The following is a 15,916-nucleotide window of genomic DNA, read 5'->3' as shown; positions in this document are numbered from 1 at the left end:
CGTGCGAGGGTGAGGGGCATGACCTCCTCGCCGTACTCGGTCTCCGACGGTGATCCGCGGTGTCTGCCGGGCTTCCGCCGCACCTACCGCGACGGCCGGCTGACGCTGGGCCTCGGATTCCCGCTGCGGACCCGGGCGGACGAGTCGGACGCCGCGGACATCGCGGACCAGGTGGAGATGGCCCGGGCCGCGGAGGCCGGGGGGTTCGCCGCGCTCTACGCCCGTGACATCCCGCTCCGCGTCCCGTCCTTCGGGGATGTCGGGCAGGTCTACGACCCGTGGGTGTTCCTCACCTACGTGGCCGCGCACACGAGCCGGGTCGCGCTCGGGACGGCGGCGATCGTCCTTCCCGTGCGTCACCCCCTGCACGTGGCCAAATCGGCGGCGAGCCTCGACCGGCTCTCCGGCGGCCGGCTCCTGCTGGGGGTGGCCTCGGGCGACCGGCCGGAGGAGTTCCGCGCGTTCGACCTCGAACAGGGGAGTCGGGGGGAGAGGTTCCGGGAGAACCTGTCGGTGATGACCCACGCACTCACCACCGAGATGCGCGGGATCCGCTGGTCCGGCGGCTGGATGCACAGCGCGGACGTGGTCCCCAAGCCGACCGCCTCGGCGATACCGCTGATCATGACCGGCTCGTGTCAGCAGAGCATCGGGTTCCTGGCCTCCCGCGGCCACGGGTGGATGACCTATCCGCGTGACTTCGACGCACAGCGGCGCACCGTCGCGCGGTGGCGCGAGTTGGTGGGGGAGTCCCTGGTGGGGGAGAACGACGACGACGAGGTGTTCAAGCCCTTCGCGCAATCGCTCCAGATCGATCTGGCCGAGGATCCGGACGAGTCCGCTTCGCCCATCGGCTTCGGGTTCCGGATCGGCCACCGCCGGCTGGTCGAGCACCTGGGGGACCTGCGGGACATCGGCGTCAACCACGTGCTCCTGGGGGTGGGGGCCTCGCGTCGGCCGATCCGCGAGGTCGTCGACGAGCTGGCCCGTCACGTCGTCCCCCACTTTCCCGCGCTCGCACACTAGCCTCACCGCGGGACGGACGGGGGCCACCGATGACGCGCACGACCACTGCGCGACCCGACCTGTTCGAGCACCTCCGGTCCCGGCAGTTCCTGTTCATGCTGCCCCGCGCGGTGTCCCTGCAGCTGATGCACCCGGCGATCAGCGCGGCGATCCTCGAGCACTCGCCCTCGCCCGGCTTCGTGTGGCTGCACAAGAAGCGGTCGGTGCCCCCGACGATCGCCATGGCGTTCGACCCGCACCCCGAGTCCTGGATACCGGGGCGCATCGTCGTCACCCACGACACGATCAGAGGAACCGACGCCGACGGCAACCGTTACCACTCGCTGGACCCGGAGGTCTTCCACTTCCAACACGCCACGTATGTGGACTCGCTGTTCGAGACCATTACCAGGTTCCGCGGCCCCCTGGAGTTCGGCGAACGCCGAGCGCTCTACGCCAGGTGCTGCAGCTGGTACCGCGCCTACGGCATCTCGGAGACGCCGTTGCCCGCCACGGTGGAGGAATTCGACGAGTACTTCCGCGACCGGACTGGGATGCTGGCCGTCACCCCGGCGCTCACGCGATACCGCGGTCAACTCCTCCGACCCCGGCAGTGGTGGCCGGCCGCGGTCCCGTCCGGTGCCATCAGGACCTTCCTGCATCCGGTGGCCGCCGGGGCGCTCGGGGTCCGTCCCTCCGCGATCGACCGCGCGGTGTCGGCGGCGTTCACCTCGGCGTCCTCTCTCGGGTGAGCGCTTCTGCCACAATCGACCCGTGACCATCTCGATCCTGTGGTTCCGGCGTGACCTGCGGCTGGCGGATCATCCCGCGCTCCTCGCCGCCGTCGAGTCCACCGACGAGGTCCTGCCGGTGTTCGTCCGCGATCCCGTGCTGCTCGCCCGGGGTGGTGTCCGGGTCGAGCGGTTGGAGTCCTCCCTCGCCGCCCTGTCCGCGTCCACCGGCGGCGCCCTGGTGGTCCGCACCGGCGACCCCGCCGAGGTGATCGCGGAGCTGGCAGCCTCCGTGGACGCCCGCCGGGTCCACGTGAGCCGGGAGTCGACCCCCTACGGTCGCCGGCGGGACGAGCGGGTCCGTGAACGCCTCGCGCCCGGGGGGCGGGAACTCGTCGAGACCGGCTCGCCGTACGCGGTCGGCCCGGGCAGGATCCTCAACAAGGCCGGGGAGCCCTACCGGGTCTTCACCCCCTTCTCCCGGGCCTGGCACGACCACGGTTGGCCGCAGCCCGGTGTGCGACCGGACGACATCGCGTGGGCCGAGGCCCCGCGGTCGGTGTCGTCCGGATCGCGTCGAGAGCCGGGTGGTGGAGAGGCGATCGGGGAGGAGGCCGGCGAACAGGCGGCCGGCGAACGGGCGGCCGGCGAACGGGCGGCCGGCGAACGCGCTGCGCTGTCGCGGTGGCGGGCCTTCCTGCGGGACGACCTGGCCTCGTACGCCGACCAGCGGGACCGACCGGACCTCGACACGACCAGCCGACTGTCGGAGCATCTGAAGTACGGCGAGATCCACCCGCGCACGATCCTGGCCGAGCTCGCCGAACACCCGGCCGCGACCTCCGAGGGCGCGCGCCGCTTCGTCGCCGAACTGGCGTGGCGAGAGTTCTACGCGGACGTCCTCTGGCACCAGCCCCGGTCGGCGTGGCGGGATCTCCGGGACGCGCTCACCGGCATGGACTACGACGACGGCCCGGAGACAGAGACCCTGGTGGAGGCGTGGCAGCAGGGGCTGACCGGCTTCCCGTTCGTGGACGCCGGGATGCGGCAGCTGCGGGCCGAGGGGTGGATGCACAACCGGGTCCGGATGGTCACCGCGAGCTTCCTGGTCAAGGACCTGCACGTGTGGTGGCCGACGGGGGCACGGTACTTCCTCGACCAGCTGAGAGACGGCGACCTGGCGTCCAACAACCACGGGTGGCAGTGGGTCGCCGGGACCGGCACCGACGCCTCGCCGTACTTCCGGGTGTTCAACCCGGTCACCCAGGGGGTCAGATTCGACCCGGACGGGGACTACGTTCGCCGGTGGATCCCCGAACTCGCGCACCTGCGGGGCGCCACCGCGCACGAACCGTGGCGCGCGCCGGACGGATACGATCACGGGTACCCCGAACGCATCGTGGACCACGCCGAGGAGCGCCGGGAGGCCCTGCGACGTTACGAGCGCGCCCGGGGCGACGCGGACTGACAGGCCCTGTCGACCAGCTCTGCCGACCAGTGCTGTCGACCGGCCCTGTCGACCGGCCCTGTCGACCGGCCCTGTTGAGCAGCGCTGTTGAGCAGCGCTGCCGACCTCCCGTCGAGCCGATACCGTGGTGTCATGCGACGACTTCTCGCCCCGGTGGCGGCCATGGCCCTGGTCATGACCGGGTGCAGCGGTGGGACCGGCTCCGTGGATCCGGATGAACGGGCGGGGCAGGCGCCGTCCACCGCCGAGGTGCCGGAGGACTTCCGCGTCACGGAGCACGGAGAGTTCGACGAGGGGTGGGCGATGAGCTTCCTCCCCGGATCGCGGCATCTGCTCATCTCCCAGCGCGGGGGCGAACTCCTGTTGCGTGACCAGTCCACCGGCGACGTGGTGGAGGTCGACGGTGCGCCTCCGGTCGAGGACGCCGGGCAGGGCGGTCTCCACGACATCGTGCCGGGTGCCACCCACGCGCAGGACGGCACCGTCTATGTCAGCTGGGTCCGCGACCATCCCGGGGGCGCCCAGGGCGTGGTGGGGCGGGGCACCCTCGACGTCGACCGCGCCGCACTGACGGATCTCGACGTGATCTGGGAGCAGGAGCCCGCCGCCGGTAGCGGGCACTTCGCACTGCGACTACTGGTCCACGGCGGGCATCTCTACGTGACCTCGGGCGACCGCCAGGAGCAGACCCCCGCCCAGGACACCTCCGACACCCTCGGCGGGGTGGTCCGTCTGACCCCGGACGGCGACCCCGCACCCGGGAACCCGTGGGCCGGGCAGGACGGTGCCTCCGCCGACCTGTGGACCATCGGCCACCGGAACCCTCTGGGGATCGACGAGGACCCGGAGGGCCGGATCTGGGTCTCGGAGATGGGACCCCGCCACGGCGACGAGCTCAACCTCCTCGACGGGGGCGGCAACTACGGGTGGCCCGAGGCCTCGATGGGCCGGCACTACAGCGGCGAGGACATCCCGGAGCACCGCGACGGAGACGGGTTCGTGCCTCCCGCGACGTACTGGGTGCCCGCGATCTCCCCCGGGAGCCTTCTGATCTACCGCGGGGACCGCTTCGCCGGGTGGGCGGGGAGCGCGCTGCTGGGCGGCCTGTCCGGCCAGAATCTGGTCCGCGCCGAGTTGGGGGACGGGACCGCGACCGTCGTGCAGGAGTGGGACATGGGCGCGCGGGTCCGGGCGCTCGCCGAGGCCCCCGACGGCGCAATCTGGGTGCTCGAGGACGGCCCGGGCGGCCGCCTGCTCGAGTTGACCCCGGTCTGACCGGTCGACTCTCCGACGACCCGCCGCCGGCCACCGCCTAGGCTGGCGGTATGACGCAGCAGAACGATCAGACGGGCACCCACGACGGTGTCGACATCAAGCCCCGCAGCAGGGACGTCACTGACGGTCTGGAAAAGACCGCCGCGCGGGGGATGCTCCGCGCTGTGGGGATGGGCGACGACGACTGGGTCAAGCCCCAGATCGGCGTCGCCTCGTCCTGGAACGAGATCACCCCGTGCAACCTCTCGCTGGACCGACTGGCCAAGAAGGTCAAGGAGGGTACGCACGCGGGGGGCGGGTACCCGCTCGAGTTCGGCACCATCTCGGTGTCCGACGGCATCTCCATGGGCCACGAGGGCATGCATTTCTCGCTGGTGTCCCGTGAGGTGATCGCCGACAGCGTGGAGACGGTGATGAGCGCCGAGCGGCTCGACGGCTCGGTGTTGCTCGCCGGCTGCGACAAGTCCCTGCCCGGCATGCTCATGGCCGCCGCCCGCCTCGACCTGGCGAGCGTCTTCCTCTACGCCGGATCCACGCTGCCCGGTTTCGCGAAGCTCTCCGACGGCACGGAGAAGCAGGTGACCATCATCGACGCGTTCGAGGCGGTCGGGGCGTGCTCGCGTGGCCTGATGAGCCGCGAGGACGTCGACACCATCGAGCGCTCCATCTGCCCCGGCGAGGGCGCGTGCGGCGGCATGTACACCGCCAACACCATGGCGAGCGCGGCCGAGGCCCTGGGGATGTCCCTCCCGGGGAGCGCCTCCCCGCCGGCCCCGGATCGCCGGCGCGACGACTACGCCACGGCCAGCGGCCAGGCGGTCGTCGACCTGCTTCGCCGCGGGATCACCGCCCGCGACATCATGACCAAGAAGGCGTTCGAAAACGCCATCGCCGTGGTCATGGCGTTCGGCGGATCGACCAACGCCGTGTTGCACCTCCTCGCGATCGCCAGCGAGGCGGAGGTCGACCTCACCCTCGACGACTTCGCCCGCATCGGCGCCAAGGTGCCGCACCTGGCGGACGTCAAGCCCTTCGGCGCGCACGTGATGACCGACGTCGACCGCATCGGCGGCGTGCCGGTGGTCATGAGGGCCCTGCTCGACGCGGGTCTGCTGCACGGCGACTGCCTCACCGTCACGGGGCGGACCGTCGCGGAGAACCTCGCGGAGATCGCCCCGCCGGACCCGGACGGTCTGGTGCTGCGCGCGATGGCAGAGCCGATCCACCCGACCGGTGGCATCACGATCCTGCACGGGTCGCTGGCGCCGCAGGGTGCCGTGGTCAAGTCCGCCGGCTTCGACTCCGACGTCTTCGAGGGCACCGCCCGCGTCTTCGAACGTGAGCGTTCCGCGATGGACGCCCTCGAGGACGGGACCATCACCGCCGGCGACGTCGTCGTCATCCGGTACGAGGGCCCCAAGGGCGGGCCCGGGATGCGGGAGATGCTCGCGATCACCGGGGCCATCAAGGGCGCCGGGCTGGGCAAGGACGTCCTGCTGATGACCGACGGGCGGTTCTCCGGGGGGACCACCGGTCTGTGCGTGGGCCACATCGCGCCCGAGGCCGTCGACGGTGGCCCGATCGCCCTGGTCCGCGACGGCGACCGTATCCGTCTGGACGTCTCGGACGGCACGCTCGACCTGCTGGTCGACGAGTCCGAGCTGGAGCAGCGGCGCGCGGCGTGGGCGCCGCTCCCGCCGCGCTACACCCGCGGTGTCCTGGCCAAGTACTCCAAGCTCGTGCAGTCGGCCTCGGAGGGCGCGATCTGCAGGTGACCACGACGCGGCACCGGTCTGCGGGCCCGGAGGGACGACCTCCGGGCCCGGGGCCGGGTCAGTCGAGGACCGTGCCGTCGTCGAGGTGGGAGAGCGAACCCTCTCCGGGCCGGCTCCCGGTGGCGAGGTAGACGATGCGGTTGGCGATGCTGACCGTGTGATCGCCGAAGCGCTCGTAGTAGCGGGCGAGCAGGGCCAGGTCGACGGCGGCGACCGAACCGTGGGGCCAGTCCGGGGCGGAGATCCGCCTCATGAGCTCGGCGTGGAGCGAGTCGACGGCGTCGTCCTCCGAGTCGAGCGAGAGCGCCAGATCGACGTCCTTGGTGGTGAGCAGCTCGCGGAGGGTCGTGGCCATGGCCGAGTCCTTCTCCGCGAGCTCGCGGATCATCGGTGCCACGGGTTCGGGGACCACGGGGAGGGGGTGCCGACGGCGAGCCACGCGCGCGATGTGCCCGGCGAGTGCGGCCATCCTGGTGAAGTGCTCGACGATGTAGATGCCCGAGATCACCTGCCGCAGGTCGCGTGCCACCGGTGCCTCCAGCAGGAGCAGGTCGAAGGCGTGCTGTTCGCTGACCTCCCGCAATTCCTCCACCTCGGCCGCGCCGTCGATCACCTTGGTGGCGGCCACCTCGTCCCCCTCGAGCAGGGCAACGCTGGCGAGGTCGAGGAGTCGGGTGTTCATCTCGCAGAACCGGACCAGTTGGTCGGAGAACTCGTCGAGCTTGGAATGGAGGACGGTGCGCATGTCACGACTGTAGTGGCGCGCCGGGCGCGACGCTCTCCCGTTCCGGGAGTAGTCACGCGCGGCCGCCCGTGGACAGGGCGGGCACGGGAGGGAATAAGTGGATGGATCAGCCTGTTGTTGCCCGAAGTACGATCGTCGACACGTCCTCCGAAAGGAACCCGGTGACCCCCTCGCGGCACGGGACCGCTCCCCCTCAGGAGCGAGAGGCCCTATGAGCACCTCCACGGCGGGACCCTCCGCCCCCGGCCTCGGGGATACGTGGGCGCGACTGACCGCCGGTGACCTCGGCGACGTCGACCCCGTGGACCTCATCGCGGTGGTCGAGTCGGTCGCCTCCCGCGCGTCCGCCCTGGACCGCGGGGAGGCGGACCTGCGCCGGGATGTCACCGTGCTCGCCGATCTGGGTCTGTTCGACGTCGACCGCACCCCGGTCGCCGTCGCCGCCGCGATCTTCGAGGCCGTGGCGACCGAGAGCCTGGCCGTCGCCTTCGCGGCATGGGCGCAGCGCATGACCGCCGTCTACCTCCGTCACGCGGAGCATCGCTCGGAGGCCACCGAACGGGCCTACCGTGCGGTCGCCGCGGGCGAGCGCCCCGGTGTCACCGGCATGGCCGCGGCCCAACTCCAGGCGGTCGGGCTGGGGGAGGTCCCGGTCACGGCGACCCCGATCGACGGCGGGTACCGGATCGACGGCCCCGTGGCCTGGGCCTCCAACCTCTACGCGGACAGCACGATCGTCCTCGCCGCCAACACCGAGAACGGCCGCAGTCTCGTGCTCGCCCTCGAGGCGTCGGATCCCGGGGTGACCATCCAGAGCGCCCCGGATCTCCTGGCGCTCAACGCGACGGCATCCACCATGATCGGGCTGAACGGCGTCGTCGTGCCCGGTGAGCAGGTCCTGGGGGAGGACCTGCCGACCTTCCTGGCGGGCGCGCGAGCGCAGTTCCTCATCCTGCAGGCGGCCTTCTGTTCAGGGGTCGCCGCGCGTTCCGTCACCGAGGCCGAGCGTCGTCTCGAGGGACTCGGTGCGTTCTCAGCCGAGGAACACGCCGCCCTCGCGGCCCGCCACGAGCACATGCACTCGGAGCTCCACCGTCTCGCGGCGCGGCCCGGAGAGGCCACCCTCACCGAACTGCTCCTGCTCCGCCTGGCCGGCACGGAGATCGCCCCGGCCGCGACGCGACTCGAGGCCATCCTCTGTGGCGGTATGGGGTATGCGCAGGGCGCTCCCGCCAACCGTCGGATGCGCGAGGCCGCGTTCCTCCCGGTCCAGTCGCCGTCGCAGTCCCAGCTGCGGTGGGAGCTCGACCGGCTCGGGGTGGCCACGTGAGCGACGGCGTCCGCGCGGGACGTCAGTGCTCGCGCAGCGCCTCGATCAACTCGTCCTTGTTCATGGAGGAGCGACCCTCTATCCCGATCTCGCGGGCCCGGTCCGTCAACTCGTCGACGGTCCAGTCCTCGTAGGAGCCGGCCTTCCCGCCCTTGTGGCCGATCTCGGACCTCGACTCCTTTGCCGAGGCGTTGGCGATGCGGGCGGCCTTCTCCTTGCTCGCCCCGTCGTCACGCAGCGCCTCGTAGACCTTCTCGTCCTTGATGTTCGCCGATCCGCTGTCGTTCTTCTTCTCGGGCACTGTGCCTCCTCGGTCGTCACCAGGTGTGCGATGTGCAGGTGTTGATCATGGTGGCGGCCCGAGGTCGCCCTGGCCACCGGTCGATCAGACCCGCTGCAGCCGCGAGTAAAGGTGGTGGGTCATCGGCTGCCCGACGGCGGCCATGGCGAACGTGGTGACCAGGGTGTTCCCGGCGAGCTCGTAGCGGCGCCGGGTGGAATCGACGTGTTTGGCGGTGGCGCTGCACGCCAGACGGGCCTGCAGCTCCACCACCAACGCGTCCGCCTCCGCCGTGACCGTGCCCTCGGCGAGCTCGGTCTGCCCCATGGGCTGGGCCAGGATCAACTCGGCGGTGCCGGCCTCCGGGATGCGCAGGTACCCGGTCTCGGTGTGCATGGGGGTGCCGTCCGGGCTCCACGACCGCTGGACGTAGTGCAGGAACGGTTTGCCGACGTCGGTGAACACGACCTCGTCGGTGTAGGAGAAGTCGTCGATGGTGGGGTACGACCCCGCGCCCTCACCTCGCCAGGTGCCGACCAGGGCCGCGACGGGAGCGAGGGCGGGTGAGAGATCCATTCCCCGAGCCTAGGCGACGCCGGAGTCCCACACCGGGTGTCCGGCGTCGTCGAGCCGGAGGCCCTCGCTGGGGGAGTGCTCGGTGATCTTCCCGGTGTGCATGAGGTGCCCCACCGCCAGGCCGTGCTCGGTGACGGCGACGTCGGCCACGATCCGCCGGTGACAGCGCCACCACACGGACTCGGAGCACATCACCGCGGTGCGGCTGCGGCGTGCGTCCCCGACCACCCGCTCCATGGCGGTCCTGAACTCCGCCGTGCGGGTCCAGGCGCTGTACGCGCGGAACGCCTCGACCCGCCACCACGTGTCGGGGGAGTCACGACGCTGATCGGCGGTGAGGGTGCGGCGACCGCCGAGTCCGGACTCCCATCGGTAGTCGAGTCCGATCTCCGCGGCGAGCTCGGGCACCGCTCCCCTGGCCGCCGCGGAGTTTGCGCGACTGCCGGGGAAGCGTCGGATGTCCACCAAGAGCTCGACCCCGGCCCCGCCCAGGAGGCGCGCGAGTTCCTCCCGCTCGAGCCGGCCGTGCCCCACCGTGAGCAGCATCAGTGCCGCGACTCCCCGGATGTCCGGCCCCGCCGCGGCATGAGGTGGGCGACCGCCACCACGACAGCACCCACCACCAGGCCGAACACCAGCGAGCAGGCGGTGTTGACCAGCCAGCCGAGCACGGCTCCGATGCCGGCCACCGCCGCCGCGGGCTCCTCCAGCACGTGGACCAGGTGGTAGGGGGCGGTCACGCCGAGCTCGTCCAGCCCCACGAGCAGGATGTGCCCGCCGACCCACAGCATCGCGAGCATCCCGACGAACGAGATCACCTCCAGCACTCCCGGCATGGCCTTGACGAGGCCCAGCCCGAACCGCCGGGTGGTGGGGGAGTCCCTGCCAGCCAGGTGCAGCCCGACGTCGTCCATCTTCACGATCACCGAGACCACGCCGTAGACGAGCGCGGTGATGAACAGCCCCACCACCACGAGGATCGCCGCACGCGTCCAGAACGGTTCGTCGGTGACCTCGTTGAGCGCGATCACCATGATCTCGGCACTGAGGATGAAGTCGGTGGTCACCGCTCCGCGCACCATCCGGGCCTCGGCCTCCGGGCCCTTCTCGACCACGGGGGCGGCCTTCTCGTGGTGCCCCGAGACGCGTTCCCACACCTTCTCCGCGCCCTCGTAGCAGAGATAGAGACCGCCGAGCATGAGGATCGGGGTGAGGATCCACGGGACGAACTGGCTGAGCAACAGGGCCAGGACGATGATGACTGCCTTGTTCCCCAGCGAGCCCGTGGCGATCCGGCGGATGATCGGCAGCTCCCGCGAGGGGTCGACGTCGCGGACGTACTGCGGGGTCACCGCGGTGTCGTCGACCACCACGCCGGCGGCCTTGACGCTGGCGCGTCCGGCGGCCGCCGCGATGTCGTCGGTGCTGGCGGCGGCCATCCGGGCGAGGACGGCGACGTCGTCGAGCAGGGCGGCGAGACCTCCGGCCATGGGCACCTCACTTCAGGTGGGCGGGAGTGGTCCCCGCCGACGAGACGGCCGACTCCTGGTGGGTCGGATCGTCACAGGGTAGCGCCGTGCGGCCCACCGCGCCGTCTCAGCCCTCCGCCGAGTAACCCTCCACCGCGGCATTCGTCGGCCGCGTCACCCCTCCACCGCGTCGAGGACCCACCGCAGGGTCGCCACCCCGGCGCGGCCGAGGTGCTCGGCCACCGCGGGCGAACCGAGGGGCCCGTCGGGCAGACCGAGGGTCGCGCACGCCCAGGGTGGCAACGCCACCACGGCGCCCTCCCGGAGGAGCGCGTAGGCCGGTTTGTCGGTCCACCCCACAGGGGGCTCGTTCAGCAGGAAGTGTCGGGCGTCCAGTGCCGCGGGCGAGGCCTCGAGCTCGGGCCGGTACTCCTCGAGGGCGGCGTCGAGCTCCGCCACGGTCAGCGGCACCTGCTTCGCACCCAGCATGATGCCGGTGCGCGACGCCTGTCGGACGTACTCGTCCCGCCGCTCCGGCGACAGCGGCGTCCGCCCGTAGAGACGGTGACACTCGAGGAAGCTCCAGATCTCGGCCACGTGGACCCACCGGAGCAGGTGTGGGTCGCGGGCGTCGTAGGGCCGGCCGCGGTGGTCGTGACCCACCACGCCGCGGTGCACACCGTTGATGGTCCGGATGAGCGCCGAGGCGTCGACGACGGTGCCGAACGTGGTGGTGGCGATGAACTGCGAGGTGCGCTGGAGTCGCCCCCAGGGGTCCCCGCGGTAGTCGCTGTGGTCGGCCACCCCGGCCATGGCCAGCGGGTGCAGGGACTGCAGGAGCAGGGCGGTCAACCCGGCGGCGAACATCGAGGCGTCACCGTGGACCACGCAGATCGCGTCCCCGGGGGAGTTCCAGCGTTCGCCGTCGGAGTGCCAGATCTGCCGGCGACGTTCGGCGGCGTCGTCGCCGGCGATCCGCGAGCGCACGACGAGCCCGGCCCGGCGGCGAGCCTCGGTCAGGGCTCGGGACGCGGTCGTCGTCAACGGGGTCGTCAACGTCGTGAGAGTCGTCGACATCGCGGTCATGACAGGCACCACCCGGAGTTCGGTCGTGTGCGTCACCATACCCCTGGTACGGCGGGTGCGCCCGGTATCGTCGGGTCGATGTCGTCACCGTCGACCATCCGGTCCGACCCCCACCGGGTCCGTGGGGTGGTGGGGGTCGTCGGTGTACTGGTGGTGCTGGCGGGGGTCAACCTCACCGCCACTCTCGCGGGTCTGCCTCACCGGGAGTGGGTCGTGCCGCTGTCGGTTCTCGCGCTGGTGGTGGCGTCGCGGGCGCGGGGGATGCGCTGGTCGGAGCTGGGCCTGTCGGCCCGCCACATGCCCCGCGGTCTCGCGTACGGGTTCGCCGCGACCGTCGCGGTGGCCGTCGTGGTGACCGCCGGGTGCCTGATCCCGGTGACCAGCCCGTTCTTCCTCTCCGAGCGCTACTCGGATCTGCGGATGGCCGTGTTCTCCGCGCTCGTGTTGATCCCGGTGATGACGGTGCTCCCCGAGGAGCTGGCGTTCCGGGGGGTCCTGCAGGGCGCGCTCGAGCGGGTCTTCGGCACCACCGGTGTCTTCGTGGTGGGTTCGCTGGCGTTCGGGCTGTGGCACGTCACCTCGTCGTTGGGGCTCACTGCCGGGAACGCCGGGTTGGCGGACCTGCTGGGTACGGGAACGGCCGGTCAGCTCGCCGGGATCTGTCTGGCGGTGGCGGCGACATCCGTGGCGGGCGCCGTCTTCATCTGGTTCCGCCGCCGCAGCCGCAGCCTGCTCGCACCGATCGGACTGCACTGGGCGTTCAATGCCGTCGGCGCGCTCGCCGCGGCCCTCACGTGGCGCGCACTGGCCGGGTGAGCACCGCCCACACCGCCACCACGACGACCGCCGCACAGGCCCCCATCACCACGAGCATCGGGACCGCCGAGTGTCGGCCGGCGAGACCGGTGAGCGGCGAGACGAGCGCGGCCAGGCCGAACTGGGCGGCGCCGAGGAGTGCGGAACCGGAACCCGAACTCCCGCGGGTGGACTGCATGGCCAACGCCGCCGCATTGGGCAGGATGAGCCCGATGGACAGGGTCAACGCGATGAACCCGGCGGTGACCGGTGCCAGTGCGAGGGTGCCGTCGGGGGAGAGGGCGACGACGACGACGAGGTAGGCGACCGCCGTGACCATGCCGGCCACCCCGGTGGCCAGGATTCTCTCCGGGGCGAACCTGCCGACCAGGCGGGCGCCGGCCAGGTTCGAGACCAGGATTCCGAGGGCGTTGACCGTGAACGCCACCGCGTACGCGGTGGGCGAGAGTCCGACCATGTCCTGGTAGATGAACGGGCTTGCGGAGATGTAGGCGAACAGCACGCCGAAGGTGAACACGAACACCGCGACCCTGGCCACGAACGGGGAGTGGGTGGCCACGACCCGCATGTCGGCCAGGGTCGCCCTGATCCCCCCGGCCCTGCGCGAGTCGGGGTGCAGCGTCTCGGGAACCACCGCGACCACCCCGATCGCAGTGACCACCGACAATCCGGCCAACAGCCAGAACACCCCGCGCCAACCGGCGAACGGGACCACGGCGCCGCCGATGAGCGGGGCGATCACGGGCGCCACGGACTGGAGGGCCATGAGGGTCGCGAACGCCCTGGCGACCCCGGTTCCACGGCCGACGTCCACCACGACGGCCTTGCTCAGCACGATTCCGGCCGCTCCGAAGAAACCCTGGGCCACCCGACCGATCACGAGCACCCAGATCGACGGCGCGAGAGCGCAGACGACGGCCGCGAGCGCGGTGCCGACGGAACCGAGGACGAGGAGGGTGCGCCGACCCGTGCGGTCCGACAGGGGGCCGATCACGAGCTGGCCCACGGCCAGCGAGACCATGAACGCGGTCAGCGTGAGCTGGGCGGTGGAGGCGGAGACCGCGAACTCGCCGACGATCAGGGGGAGGGCGGGCAGGTAGGTGTCCGTGGCGAACGGTCCGATCGCCCCGGCCAGCGCCAGCGCCGTGAGCATCGTCGCGGGGACCGTGCCGGGTCGGCGTCCCACGCCCCGGGTGTCTCCGTGTGACCGATCGTCCGCGTCCGTCACCGCCTGACCCCGGCGGCCTCGGCGGCGCTGTCCGCCAGGCCGACCCCGGTGCCCTCGTAGATGTGGAACGCCACATCCGCGCCCAGCTCGATGAGTTCGTCCCTCTCGTCGTCGTACTGGGCGACCACGGCGACCGTGCCCTCGAAGTCGCGCGCGTCCACCTGTTCGAGCGCGATCAGGTTGGATCCGTGGAACGGCATGGCCAATACGATGATCTCCACCTCGCGGTCGTTGATGCAGCGGTCCCAGAAGTCGGCATCGGTGGCGTCTCCCTCCAGGACCCGGACCTCCTGCTCGCGCAGGGCGCTGACCTTGAGCGGGTCGTTCTCCACGCCGATGACCGAGAGTCCGTACTCCTCGACCAGGCGGTCGCGCACCGCCCGGCCCACGCGGCCCACCCCCAGGACCAACACCCGGGCGTGTTCGAGGTCGATCGGGGCGTCCTCGGGGTGCGTGCGCTCGTCCCGGAGCGTCGGGACGAAGTTCGACAGCCGGGTGACGAGCCCGGTCCCGCGACGGTTGACCAAGGTCGACAGGACGAAGCTCGCGGCCACCGCGACGGAGACGACCACCAGCCAGTCGTCGCTGACCATGTCCGCATCGACCCCGGCGGCGATCACGATGAGCCCGAACTCGGAGAAGTTGGCCAGCGCCAGGCCCGCGAGGATCGACGTGCGTTTGCGGAGCCCGAACGCGGCCAGGACCAGGGTGAACACCGCCCCCTCGATCGGGAGCAGCGCCACCAGGAGCAGGCCGAGCAGTACGGTCTCGAGGGTCGGGGTGACATGGAGGCCGATCGAGACGAAGAAGCCCACCAGGAGTAGTTCGCGGAGCCCGAACAGCGTGCGGGAGAGCTCGGCCGCGCGCGGGTGGGAGGCGAGCAGGACGCCCACCACCATCGCCCCGAAGTCGCCCTTGATGCCCACGGCCTCGAACAACCAGTATCCGGGCACGAGGGCCATCATGATGCCGAAGAGCGTCTGCAGTTCGCCGTGTCCCAGCCGGTTCCACAACCGTCGTATCAGCCACACGGCGGGCAGGAGCAGGGGCAGGGCCAGCGCCCACGGGCTCGGGGGAGTGCCCTTGACGGCGGTGAGGAACGCCACCGCCAGGACGTCCTGCAGGACGAGGACGCCGATCGCCACCCGGCCGTACAGGGTGTGCGAGTCGGATCGGTCCTCGAGCACCTGCACCACGAAGACGGTGCTGGAGAACGAGAGCGCGAACCCCAGGAGGGCGAGGAGCTGCCAGTCCGCCCCGGCCAGCAGGCGCACACCGACCGTCGCGAGCAGGCCGAGGAAACCGAAGGTCAGACCCACGAGCGCGAGCAGGTTTGCCGCCGTGGTCACCAGGACCTCGCGGCGGAAGAGCATCCGCAGGTCCAATTTGAGTCCGATGGTGAAGAGCAGGATGGTCACGCCGAGGTCCGCGAGCGTGTCGACGACGGGCAGGTCGTCGATCCCCGGCGCGTGCAGGATGAATCCCGACGCGAGGTACCCGATCAGGGTGGGCAGGCCCATCAGGCGGGCGACGAACCCGCAGGCGAACACCACGACCAGGTAGATTGCGACGGTCTCCACTGCTAACCCCGACCGGCCCGGCGGACGATCAGCCGACCTCGACGACCGGACGGCCGTCGATGAAGGTGATGACGCCGCCCTCGAAGGTGGAGATCCACCCCCCGTCCGTGGTGGCCTCATCCGCGGTGGGGAAGCCCAGTTCGCCCGCGGGTCCGCCCGCCTCGAGGTACGCCTCGAGGATCGCGCCCTGGACCACGAAGGCCCGACCCTCCGGGCTCAGGACGATCGATCCCCGCTCGAACTGCGTGATCGAGCCCCCCTCTACCTCTGTCGCGGGGCCCGTCGCCCGGCCCAGTGCACCGGCCTCGCCGCCGAGCTCGTTCCAGCGGTCCGCCACGGGCGCCGGGATGTCGACCATGGAGTCGGCGGGCCCGGGAACGGCAGCCGAGCTCGTCGTCGTCCTCACCTCGGACGTCGGGGGAGACGAGGACCCGGCGCCGCCCGAACCCCCGCCCTGCCCCTCGTCGGACGAGCAGGCGGCGACCCCCGCGCCGGTGAGGGCGGCGAGGGTGAGCGTGGCGAGGACGCGCGTGATCCTGTCCATGGCTGGGG

At 71.5% G+C, this 15,916-nt stretch carries 16 protein-coding genes; 7 read left to right on the top strand and 9 right to left on the bottom strand.

Annotation, left to right across the window (positions count from 1 at the left end):
* The first annotated feature begins 18 nt into the window (after positions 1–18).
* From NJE57_RS02775 to ilvD, 5 genes are all read left to right on the top strand, one after another.
* Complete coding sequence (locus NJE57_RS02775; RefSeq protein WP_319026828.1) at positions 19–1,026, top strand: LLM class oxidoreductase; 1,008 nt, start codon at positions 19–21, stop codon at positions 1,024–1,026.
* Between the two features lie 29 nt (positions 1,027–1,055).
* Positions 1,056–1,757 carry an oxygenase MpaB family protein gene (locus NJE57_RS02770; RefSeq protein ID WP_319026827.1) on the top strand — a complete coding sequence of 234 codons (702 nt, stop codon included), beginning with the start codon at positions 1,056–1,058 and terminating at the stop codon, positions 1,755–1,757.
* A 28-nt stretch (positions 1,758–1,785) separates the two neighbouring features.
* Positions 1,786–3,204 carry a deoxyribodipyrimidine photo-lyase gene (locus NJE57_RS02765; RefSeq protein ID WP_319027083.1) on the top strand — a complete coding sequence of 473 codons (1,419 nt, stop codon included), beginning with the start codon at positions 1,786–1,788 and terminating at the stop codon, positions 3,202–3,204.
* A 132-nt stretch (positions 3,205–3,336) separates the two neighbouring features.
* On the top strand, positions 3,337–4,479 hold the full coding sequence (locus tag NJE57_RS02760; RefSeq protein ID WP_319026826.1) for a PQQ-dependent sugar dehydrogenase: 1,143 nt from the start codon (positions 3,337–3,339) through the stop codon (positions 4,477–4,479).
* 50 nt (positions 4,480–4,529) lie between these two features.
* A complete protein-coding gene (gene ilvD, locus NJE57_RS02755; protein ID WP_319026825.1) occupies positions 4,530–6,254 on the top strand; it encodes a dihydroxy-acid dehydratase in 1,725 nt (574 codons plus the stop codon).
* Positions 6,255–6,312: 58 nt separating this feature from the next.
* On the opposite strand, the gene NJE57_RS02750 is transcribed toward ilvD, so the two are convergent.
* Positions 6,313–6,999, bottom strand: a complete 687-nt coding sequence (locus tag NJE57_RS02750) for a phosphate signaling complex PhoU family protein (RefSeq protein WP_319026824.1) — start codon at positions 6,997–6,999, stop codon at positions 6,313–6,315.
* Positions 7,000–7,210: 211 nt separating this feature from the next.
* Between NJE57_RS02750 and NJE57_RS02745 the strand changes: the two genes are divergently transcribed.
* On the top strand, positions 7,211–8,329 hold the full coding sequence (locus NJE57_RS02745; protein ID WP_319026823.1) for an acyl-CoA dehydrogenase family protein: 1,119 nt from the start codon (positions 7,211–7,213) through the stop codon (positions 8,327–8,329).
* A 22-nt stretch (positions 8,330–8,351) separates the two neighbouring features.
* On the opposite strand, the gene NJE57_RS02740 is transcribed toward NJE57_RS02745, so the two are convergent.
* The 5 genes from NJE57_RS02740 to NJE57_RS02720 form a co-directional block, all read right to left on the bottom strand.
* Positions 8,352–8,630, bottom strand: a complete 279-nt coding sequence (locus tag NJE57_RS02740) for a Rho termination factor N-terminal domain-containing protein (RefSeq protein ID WP_319026822.1) — start codon at positions 8,628–8,630, stop codon at positions 8,352–8,354.
* 84 nt (positions 8,631–8,714) lie between these two features.
* Positions 8,715–9,185, bottom strand: a complete 471-nt coding sequence (locus NJE57_RS02735) for an FABP family protein (RefSeq protein ID WP_319026821.1) — start codon at positions 9,183–9,185, stop codon at positions 8,715–8,717.
* A gap of 9 nt (positions 9,186–9,194) precedes the next feature.
* Positions 9,195–9,731, bottom strand: coding sequence for a DUF488 domain-containing protein (locus tag NJE57_RS02730; RefSeq protein ID WP_319026820.1), 537 nt, complete (start codon positions 9,729–9,731; stop codon positions 9,195–9,197).
* Positions 9,731–10,675, bottom strand: coding sequence for a DUF808 domain-containing protein (locus NJE57_RS02725; RefSeq protein ID WP_319026819.1), 945 nt, complete (start codon positions 10,673–10,675; stop codon positions 9,731–9,733). Before NJE57_RS02725 ends, NJE57_RS02730 begins: the two co-directional genes overlap by 1 nt.
* A 153-nt stretch (positions 10,676–10,828) precedes the next feature.
* Positions 10,829–11,731, bottom strand: a complete 903-nt coding sequence (locus NJE57_RS02720; RefSeq protein WP_319026818.1) for an oxygenase MpaB family protein — start codon at positions 11,729–11,731, stop codon at positions 10,829–10,831.
* A gap of 87 nt (positions 11,732–11,818) precedes the next feature.
* Between NJE57_RS02720 and NJE57_RS02715 the strand changes: the two genes are divergently transcribed.
* Positions 11,819–12,556: a CPBP family intramembrane glutamic endopeptidase gene (locus tag NJE57_RS02715; protein WP_319026817.1), complete on the top strand. Its 738-nt coding sequence runs from the start codon at positions 11,819–11,821 to the stop codon at positions 12,554–12,556.
* Here NJE57_RS02715 and NJE57_RS02710 read toward each other — a convergent pair.
* From NJE57_RS02710 to NJE57_RS02700, 3 genes are read right to left on the bottom strand one after another with little or no spacing between them, the layout of a single operon-like run.
* Complete coding sequence (locus tag NJE57_RS02710) at positions 12,531–13,742, bottom strand: multidrug effflux MFS transporter (RefSeq protein WP_319026816.1); 1,212 nt, start codon at positions 13,740–13,742, stop codon at positions 12,531–12,533. The genes NJE57_RS02715 and NJE57_RS02710 overlap by 26 nt on opposite strands.
* A 38-nt stretch (positions 13,743–13,780) precedes the next feature.
* The gene (locus NJE57_RS02705) at positions 13,781–15,364 is read right to left on the bottom strand and encodes a cation:proton antiporter family protein (RefSeq protein WP_319026815.1); all 1,584 of its coding nucleotides are present in this window, start codon (positions 15,362–15,364) and stop codon (positions 13,781–13,783) included.
* 28 nt (positions 15,365–15,392) lie between these two features.
* Complete coding sequence (locus NJE57_RS02700) at positions 15,393–15,908, bottom strand: hypothetical protein (RefSeq protein ID WP_319026814.1); 516 nt, start codon at positions 15,906–15,908, stop codon at positions 15,393–15,395.
* Between the last annotated feature and the right edge of the window lie 8 nt (positions 15,909–15,916).

This window comes from Dietzia sp. PP-33 (genome assembly GCF_033790845.1).
GTDB lineage: Bacteria > Actinomycetota > Actinomycetes > Mycobacteriales > Mycobacteriaceae > Dietzia.
This window is presented reverse-complemented; position numbering and strand designations above follow the sequence as displayed.

Bases quoted from the DNA above. Each gene is read 5' to 3' on its own strand.
- NJE57_RS02720 (WP_319026818.1), bottom strand. From the start codon at position 11,731: ATGTCGACGACTCTCACGACGTTGACGACCCCGTTGACGACGACCGCG.
- NJE57_RS02775 (WP_319026828.1), top strand. From the start codon at position 19: ATGACCTCCTCGCCGTACTCGGTCTCCGACGGTGATCCGCGGTGTCTG.
- NJE57_RS02730 (WP_319026820.1), bottom strand. From the start codon at position 9,731: ATGCTGCTCACGGTGGGGCACGGCCGGCTCGAGCGGGAGGAACTCGCG.
- NJE57_RS02750 (WP_319026824.1), bottom strand. From the start codon at position 6,999: ATGCGCACCGTCCTCCATTCCAAGCTCGACGAGTTCTCCGACCAACTG.
- NJE57_RS02770 (WP_319026827.1), top strand. From the start codon at position 1,056: ATGACGCGCACGACCACTGCGCGACCCGACCTGTTCGAGCACCTCCGG.
- NJE57_RS02715 (WP_319026817.1), top strand. From the start codon at position 11,819: ATGTCGTCACCGTCGACCATCCGGTCCGACCCCCACCGGGTCCGTGGG.
- NJE57_RS02745 (WP_319026823.1), top strand. From the start codon at position 7,211: ATGAGCACCTCCACGGCGGGACCCTCCGCCCCCGGCCTCGGGGATACG.
- ilvD (WP_319026825.1), top strand. From the start codon at position 4,530: ATGACGCAGCAGAACGATCAGACGGGCACCCACGACGGTGTCGACATC.
- NJE57_RS02700 (WP_319026814.1), bottom strand. From the start codon at position 15,908: ATGGACAGGATCACGCGCGTCCTCGCCACGCTCACCCTCGCCGCCCTC.
- NJE57_RS02735 (WP_319026821.1), bottom strand. From the start codon at position 9,185: ATGGATCTCTCACCCGCCCTCGCTCCCGTCGCGGCCCTGGTCGGCACC.
- NJE57_RS02725 (WP_319026819.1), bottom strand. From the start codon at position 10,675: ATGGCCGGAGGTCTCGCCGCCCTGCTCGACGACGTCGCCGTCCTCGCC.
- NJE57_RS02760 (WP_319026826.1), top strand. From the start codon at position 3,337: ATGCGACGACTTCTCGCCCCGGTGGCGGCCATGGCCCTGGTCATGACC.